Annotated in this window: 7 protein-coding genes; 4 read left to right on the top strand and 3 right to left on the bottom strand. The window is 60.7% G+C overall.

Annotated elements, in window-relative coordinates:
* Positions 1-1,116 (top strand): 3-deoxy-7-phosphoheptulonate synthase class II (locus tag EN749_RS30060; protein WP_145991057.1); only part of this gene is annotated, 1,116 nt, incomplete at its 5' end.
* A 105-nt stretch (positions 1,117-1,221) separates the two neighbouring features.
* Here EN749_RS30060 and EN749_RS30055 read toward each other — a convergent pair.
* Entirely contained in the window at positions 1,222-2,292 is a 1,071-nt protein-coding gene (locus EN749_RS30055) for a diguanylate cyclase (protein WP_128364520.1), read from the bottom strand.
* Between the two features lie 407 nt (positions 2,293-2,699).
* On the opposite strand from EN749_RS30055, the gene EN749_RS30050 reads away from it, so the two are divergent.
* The 3 genes from EN749_RS30050 to EN749_RS30040 all read left to right on the top strand — a co-directional run bounded on the left by EN749_RS30050 (position 2,700) and on the right by EN749_RS30040 (position 4,185).
* On the top strand, positions 2,700-3,116 hold the full coding sequence (locus EN749_RS30050) for a GFA family protein (RefSeq protein ID WP_027036778.1): 417 nt from the start codon (positions 2,700-2,702) through the stop codon (positions 3,114-3,116).
* Positions 3,117-3,197: 81 nt separating this feature from the next.
* Positions 3,198-3,557, top strand: coding sequence for a diacylglycerol kinase (locus EN749_RS30045; RefSeq protein ID WP_127810531.1), 360 nt, complete (start codon positions 3,198-3,200; stop codon positions 3,555-3,557).
* A gap of 40 nt (positions 3,558-3,597) precedes the next feature.
* Positions 3,598-4,185, top strand: a complete 588-nt coding sequence (locus EN749_RS30040) for a hemerythrin domain-containing protein (protein WP_128364519.1) — start codon at positions 3,598-3,600, stop codon at positions 4,183-4,185.
* 3 nt (positions 4,186-4,188) lie between these two features.
* Here the strand turns inward: EN749_RS30040 and EN749_RS30035 are convergent, their stop codons facing one another.
* Positions 4,189-4,776 (bottom strand): DedA family protein, encoded by a 588-nt coding sequence (locus EN749_RS30035; protein WP_127268646.1) that lies wholly within the window; start codon positions 4,774-4,776, stop codon positions 4,189-4,191.
* The coding region (locus EN749_RS30030) for a DUF1003 domain-containing protein (RefSeq protein WP_145991056.1) at positions 4,773-5,278 on the bottom strand (506 nt) is incomplete at its 5' end. The genes EN749_RS30035 and EN749_RS30030, both read right to left, overlap by 4 nt.

Genomic DNA, 5,278 nt, shown 5'->3' with positions numbered 1-5,278 from the left:
TTCCTGCAGATGTCCGTGGTGCTCACCTTCGCCGGCGCGCAGCCGGTGGTGAAGGTTGGGCGCGTTGCCGGCCAGTTCGCCAAGCCGCGTTCGTCCGACAACGAGACCAAGGGCGAGGTGACGCTGCCCAGCTATCGCGGCGACATCATCAACGGCATCGAATTCGACCCGAAGTCGCGCATTCCGGATCCCGCCCGCCAGGAGATGGCGTACCGCCAGTCGGCGGCGACGCTCAACCTTCTGCGCGCCTTCGCGCAAGGCGGCTATGCCAGCCTGGAGAACGTGCACCGCTGGATGCTCGGCTTCGTGTCCGACAGCCCGCAGGGCGAAAAATACGAGTCTCTCGCCAACCGCATCACCGAGACGATGGACTTCATGAAGGCCGTCGGCATCACTTCGGAAACCAACTACGCGCTGCGCGAGACGGATTTCTACACCAGCCATGAGGCGCTGCGGCTCGGCTACGAGGAGGCACTGACGCGTGTCGATTCGCCCTCTGGCGACTGGTATGCCACCTCGGGCCACATGATCTGGATCGGCGACCGCACCCGCCAGCCCGATCATGCGCATGTCGAGTATTGCCGTGGGATCAAGAACCCGCTCGGGCTGAAATGCGGTCCTTCGCTGACGCCGGACGGCTTGCTGGAGCTGATCGACCTGCTCAATCCCGAGAACGAGCCCGGCCGGCTGACGCTGATCGCCCGCTTCGGTTCCGACAAGGTCGCCGATCATCTACCGAAGCTGGTGCGCGCGGTGCAGAAGGAAGGCCGCTCCGTGGTGTGGTCGTCGGACCCGATGCACGGCAACACGATCGAGGCCGCCGGCTACAAGACGCGGCCGTTCGACCGCATTCTCAAGGAGGTGCAGACCTTCTTCGAGGTGCACCGCGCCGAAGGCACGCATCCGGGCGGCATCCATGTCGAAATGACCGGCAAGAACGTCACCGAATGCACCGGTGGCGCGCGCGCCATCACCGCCGAGGAATTGCAGGACCGCTACCACACCCATTGCGATCCGCGCCTTAACGCCGACCAGGCGATCGAACTGGCCTTCCTGGTCTCGGATCTGTTGAAGAAGAGCCACCCGGTGCAGCACAAGCAGGCGGTCAACGGCTGATTTTCGCGCCAGTCCGAATAAGATCCATGAAAGGGCGTCCGAGAAATCGGGCGCCTTTTATGTCTGCGCTAGTCCAGTGTTCCCGGCACCAGCGGGCAGGGACTGTCAGTCCTTCTTGTAGAGCAGCCAGCTCTTGCCGGCCCGGCCTGCCATCGTCGAGTGCTTGGTGACCCGGTTGCGGCCGCTGACCTTGGAGCGATAGAGCGCCCGGTCGGCCTTGGTGTAGAGATCTTCGGGTCCTTCGGCTTCGGACGCCATGCAGATACCCATCGAGACGGTGACGGTGCCGTAATTCGTACCGGTCTGGCTGCTGGTGAACGGCGTCTGCTCGATCAGGGCACGAATACGCTCTGCGACGTCATAGGTGGCGTCCTCGCTGGCGCCCTCGATGATCAGCGCGAACTCCTCGCCGCCGGTGCGGGCGACAAACATGTCGCCGCGAATGCTGGTCTGGAAAATATCGGCGATGCTCTGGATGATCTTGTCGCCGACCGGGTGGCCATAGCGGTCGTTGATGTCCTTGAAGCGGTCGATGTCGACAAGAACCAGGGCGTTGAACAGGATACCCCTGTTGCTGTTGTAGATCCTGGTGATCTCCTTGTCGAAGGCGCGCCGATTCCAGATATGCGTCAAGGGATCGGTGTCAGCCAGGCGCTTGTACTCCTCAAGCTTCGACTTGACGCTTTCGAGTTCGGCCGTCTTGTCGCTGAGCGTCGAGGCCACCTGCCGGCCGTGATCGATCGTCGAATTGGTGGCAACGGCCATGGCGTTGGCGATCTTCTGCAGGAGATCCTGAGAGAGAAGGCTGCGGCCGCTGAGACCGCTCGATGTCTCATCGAGGATCCTGCCGTATTTCTCGATGTGGCTGCGCTCGCTCCGCAGCAGCGAAGCAACCTCCTCGAGCTCCCTGGCAATGACGTCTCTGGCATGCTCGACGATGCCAGGGCCATGGTTGTGGGCAAAGAAAGTGCGCCCGATCTGATCAAGTTCATCCTGTGTCGGCCGGCTGGTCAGCGAGACGACGGCCAGGCTGAGTTCACGATTGGTGCCGCTCAGGGCCTCATAGAAGATCTCGTAATTGCGCGGCAGGCCGAGCACGCCCAATTGGCGCATTGTCGCGACAACAGTGGCTGCGATGTCGGTGCTTCGTTCGGTCGGGACAGCTGCCGGCTGCATCTTGGTTCTTCCCCTCGGATCCTCCGCGGAATTCGCGGTTTCCTTTGTCGCCGAGCCCTGGGGAATGCGACCGACGCTTCGAACAACTTGCGAAGGGATGCGTCCCCACCCACGGCCTTCGCTTGCAGGTGACCATAAATGCGCCGTCGCTAAAGTTTCCTTAACTGGCAGAGGGTCAGCGGGTTTTCTCTGTCTGCGGGCTGTAAAAGCCTTAGTCCGTGCGTCCAACAGTTGGAAACAACGCCGGTGCGGCGGCTTGAATTCGCGATTCGCGCATCGCACTCTTGAAAATGAAACCGAATTTCGGATTCTCCACGCCAGCACATGTCGCATTTGCTTGCGTGCGTGCGCCGCAAAGCTGGAATCCTGAAGGCGATGCCAGGCACTTTTCTTCAAGGAGGATCGACGTGAGTGATGGTCACCAGGGATCGTGTCTGTGCGGAGCCGTCCGCTTCAGAACGAACGGAGCGCTGCGTGGCGTCGTCTATTGCCATTGCTCGCAATGCCGCAAGCAGAGCGGACATTTCTATGCCGCGACCAATGTTGCCAACGCCGACATCGTGATCGAAGGCACGGAAAGTATCACCTGGTACGAAGCCTCTACCTTCGCCAGGCGTGGGTTCTGCAAGGCATGCGGATCGGTGCTGTTCTGGAAGCCGCGAGACCAGGACTACGTTTCGGTCATGGCGGGATCGTTCGACAAGCCGACAGGTCTTGAGGGCGAATGCCATATCTTCGTCGGTGACAAGGGCGACTATTATTCGATCGACGACGGGCTGCCACAGTTTGAAAAGTCGACACCGTCCATACCGGTTGCTGAATGAATCTTGGACAAGTCACCTTATTCCATTGATCTGGCCAGCCATTGCATTATCCCGTGCCGGTGATTCGCAAAGGGGTTTGGCATGCAGCGGCTGATCGATGCTTATTTCAATTCGGTGCGGGCGTTTCGCAAGCTGGCCACCAGCGAGAAGGCTTTCCAGCAGGAGCTGATGCTGCTGGCGCTTGCCTTGCCGCTCGGCTGGTTCGTTTCGATCTCGTGGCGCGGCTATGCCTTGCTGATCGGCGCCGTGCTGCTCCTGATCATGGTCGAAGTGCTGAACACCGGCATCGAGGCGGCATGCGACGCTTTCAGCCGCGAGTTCAATGTCGACATCCAGTTGGCCAAGGATTGCGGTTCGCTGGCGGTGCTGATTTCGGTGCTCATCGTCGCCGGCGTCTGGGGCATCGCCATCATCGAGCGGATCACCGGGGTACCGATCTAGCCTTTCGATGCCTATATGCCAGTCACCAAAGGAGACTGTCATGGCCAGGGCCGCCAATTTTCTGCTTCTCGAACGCGTGGGCCTGCCGGATGATCTGCGCTGGCTGGCCGAGAAATATCCGCGTGAAAACTGGCAGGATCATGCCAATATCCACGGCATCGCCAATATGTGGCTGCAGCGGCACGACATGTTCCGCGAACTTGGCGGCATGCTGGCCAACGGCATCGTCGACTACCGTGAGGGACGGCTGACGGCGCCTGATTTCGCGCGCTGGTTCGCGCCCCGCCTCAATCATTTTCTAGGCAACCTCGACGGTCACCACAACGTCGAGGATTATCAATATTTTCCGGTCTTCGCCAAGGCCGAGCCCCGTTTGAAGCACGGCTTCGAGATTCTCGATGCCGACCATCACACCATCCATGAAGGGCTGGAGCGTAATGCCGAAGCCGCCAATGCGTTCATCAAGACGCTTCAGGAGAGCGAAGACAGACAGCGCTTTGCCGCCGACGCCTATGCCGACGAAAACAGCCGGCTGATCGCCATACTGACAAGGCATCTTGCCGACGAGGAAGACCTGATCATCCCGCTTATCCTCGATCGGGGGGACCGGGCGCTCGGCGTGGATTGACGATCAGCCCTCCCTGGCGCGTTCCTTGCTGGCGATGTGACGGGCGACGAGCCATGCCAGAACGGCCACGGTCAAGCCGATGCCAAGCCCGATCAGCAACCGTTCGTGATGCATCAACGCCTGGCCGATGACGTGCTCGGCGCCAAGTCCAAAGACATAACCGATCGTACCGAACAGCACCGCCCAGACCGCCGATGAAAGCGCGTTGAGGATGACGAAGCGCGGCGCGGCGATGTTGGAAAGCCCGGCTGCAATGCCGCCGACCAGGCGCATGCCGTAGATATAGCGGTTGGACAGCACGAAAATGTCGGGATGGGTGTTGAGCAGCCGAAAGGCGCGGCGGAAGCCGGGCCGTTTGCGCAATCTGACGACATAGGGATGGTCGGCGAAGCTTCGTCCGAGGATGAAGAAGAAAGTATCGCCGACGAAGGCGCCGAGCGCCGCCGCAAGAACCGCGTGCCACAGGACGAAGACCTGCTGGTGGGCGAAGAAACCGCCAAGAATGGCGGCACTTTCGCCCTCCGCGACACAGCCGATAAAGACCGCGAGCAGCCCGTATTGTTCGATGAAATGATGGATCGCGTCGGTCATGAAGCCGACTGCTGCGAAGACAGCCTTTCGTCGATCCGCTTGATCATTTCGGTCAGTTGCACGATCTCGTCGCGCATACCGAGAATCTGGCCGTGGCGCAGTTCATCCAGCTTTTCATGCAGCGCCATGATCTCGATCTCGGCTTTCAGGTTGACCTCGTAATCGTGGGCGGCGTCGATGCGGTCGCGTTCGGTCTGGCGGTTCTGCGCCATCATGATCACCGGCGCCTGCAAGGCGGCGACCATCGACAGAACGAGATTGAGGAAGATGAACGGGTAGGGATCGAAGGCGTCACGCGACAGCAGCCAGACATTGGCTGATGTCCACAGGATCAGAAAGGCGATGAAGGTCAGGATGAAGGACCATGACCCACCGATGCGGGCGATCGTGTCGGCGAGCCGGTCGCCGAAGGTCTGGTGGAAGGCGACGGCCTTGTTGGTGTCGCGCGAGATGGTGGTGCGTTCGAGCGTCGATTGCAGCACCCGGCTTTCGAGCTGGCTGA

The sequence above is a fragment of the Mesorhizobium sp. M7A.F.Ca.ET.027.02.1.1 genome (genome assembly GCF_004022985.1).
Taxonomy (GTDB): Bacteria; Pseudomonadota; Alphaproteobacteria; order Rhizobiales; family Rhizobiaceae; genus Mesorhizobium.
The sequence above is the reverse complement of the archived record's forward strand: the minus strand, read 5'-3'. Positions and strand labels throughout refer to the sequence as shown.

Excerpts from the sequence above, each read along its gene's own strand:
- EN749_RS30055 (WP_128364520.1), bottom strand. The coding sequence starts at position 2,292 with ATGCAGCCGGCAGCTGTCCCGACCGAACGAAGCACCGACATCGCAGCC.
- EN749_RS30045 (WP_127810531.1), top strand. The coding sequence starts at position 3,198 with ATGCAGCGGCTGATCGATGCTTATTTCAATTCGGTGCGGGCGTTTCGC.
- EN749_RS30040 (WP_128364519.1), top strand. The coding sequence starts at position 3,598 with ATGGCCAGGGCCGCCAATTTTCTGCTTCTCGAACGCGTGGGCCTGCCG.
- EN749_RS30035 (WP_127268646.1), bottom strand. The coding sequence starts at position 4,776 with ATGACCGACGCGATCCATCATTTCATCGAACAATACGGGCTGCTCGCG.